The sequence below is a fragment of the Vibrio sp. 10N.222.48.A3 genome (genome assembly GCF_041475345.1).
Taxonomy (GTDB): domain Bacteria; phylum Pseudomonadota; class Gammaproteobacteria; order Enterobacterales; family Vibrionaceae; genus Vibrio; species Vibrio tasmaniensis_A.
In genome coordinates, this window is sequence record NZ_JBFRVX010001350.1 from 1 (window position 1) to 1,615 (window position 1,615).

1 protein-coding gene is annotated in these 1,615 nt (G+C 43.9%); it reads right to left on the reverse strand.

Annotation, left to right across the window (positions count from 1 at the left end; translation table 11 throughout):
* Positions 1–1,504, reverse strand: a 1,504-nt coding sequence (locus tag AB4653_RS26260; protein WP_372105693.1) for an aldehyde dehydrogenase family protein, incomplete at its 3' end; no start/stop codon positions are given.
* Positions 1,505–1,615: the final 111 nt, after the last annotated feature.

Sequence of the window (1,615 nt, forward strand, 5' to 3'; positions counted from 1 at the left end):
GAATTTGTACTACATCGTCTGCGTAACCGTTGTTGAATAGGAAACGGTCCGTTACTAGGAATGCGCGTTTCTTACCTTCTAGGTCGCTCATAGCGATTGGAAGGCTGCCACGACGGAAGTAGATAGACTTAGGTAGTTTGTGCCACAACATATTTTCAGCTCGCTTCGCTACAGTTTTCTTGTTGATAAGGTGCTTAGGACCTACGTTCTCAGAGATAGAGTTACCACCCCATGAACCACAACCAAGAGTTAGAGAAGGTGCAACGTTAAAGTTGTACAGGTCACCGATACCACCGTGAGTAGTCGGGATGTTGATTAGGATACGAGCCGTCTTCATCTTGTCACCGAAGTAACGGATGCGATCTGCGTTTACGTCTTGGTTAGTGTAAAGACCAGATGTGTGACCGATACCACCGATTTCAACCATAGTTACTGCTTGAGCAACAGCGTCTTCGAAATCGTCTGCGCGGAATAGACCTAGAGTTGGAGACAGTTTCTCGTGAGCAAATTCGTCATCGTAAGAAACTTTACCAAGGCCTTCACCTACAAGTACTTTTGTATCAGCAGGAACTTTAACACCCGCCATTTCAGCGATTGCAGGAGCAGGTTGACCTACGATTTTAGCGTTTAGGTTGCCGTCGATAAGAAGAACTCTACGTACTTTATCTGCGTCAGCTTTAGATAAAACGTGAGCTTTGTGAGAAGCAAAACGCTCTTTAACTTCGTCATATACTTCGCTAACTACGATTGCAGCTTGCTCAGAAGCACATACAACACCGTTATCGAATGTTTTAGACATAAGGATAGATGCTACTGCACGTTTGATGTCAGCTGTTTCATCGATAACTACAGGAACGTTACCAGCACCAACACCGATAGCAGGCTTACCAGAAGAGTATGCTGCTTTAACCATGCCTGGACCACCAGTAGCAAGGATAAGTGCGATACCGTCGTGCTTCATCAGCGCGTTAGAAAGCTCTACAGATGGTTGGTCGATCCAACCGATGATGTCTTTTGGTGCACCCGCTGCTACAGCTGCGTCTAGAACAAGCTTCGCTGCGTCATTAGTTGAGTTCTTTGCACGTGGGTGTGGCGAGAAGATGATGCCGTTACGTGTTTTAAGAGAGATTAGAGATTTGAAGATTGCTGTAGAAGTTGGGTTCGTTGTTGGAACGATACCACAGATGATACCTACAGGCTCAGCGATAGTCATTGTGCCTAGGCTTTCATCTTCATCAAGAATGCCACATGTTTTTTCGTCTTTGTATTTGTTGTAGATAAATTCAGATGCAAAGTGGTTTTTGATAACCTTATCTTCAACAATACCCATTCCAGATTCAGCAACTGCTTGTTGTGCAAGTGGGATACGAGCGTGGTTAGCAGCAAGAGAAGCTGCGCGGAAGATTGCGTCTACTTTCTCTTGAGAGAATGTTGCAAACTCTTCTTGTGCTGCTTTAACGCGTGCTACTAGAGCATCAAGTTCCGCTAAGTTAGTTACAGGCATGGTGGATCTCCTAAAATAATAAATATTAAAAACTTTTTATTAATTTCGCTGCTTGCTTTTAACCTCAAACAACAACGTTCTTAGTAAATTGCTTTCAGGACTGAGTATATT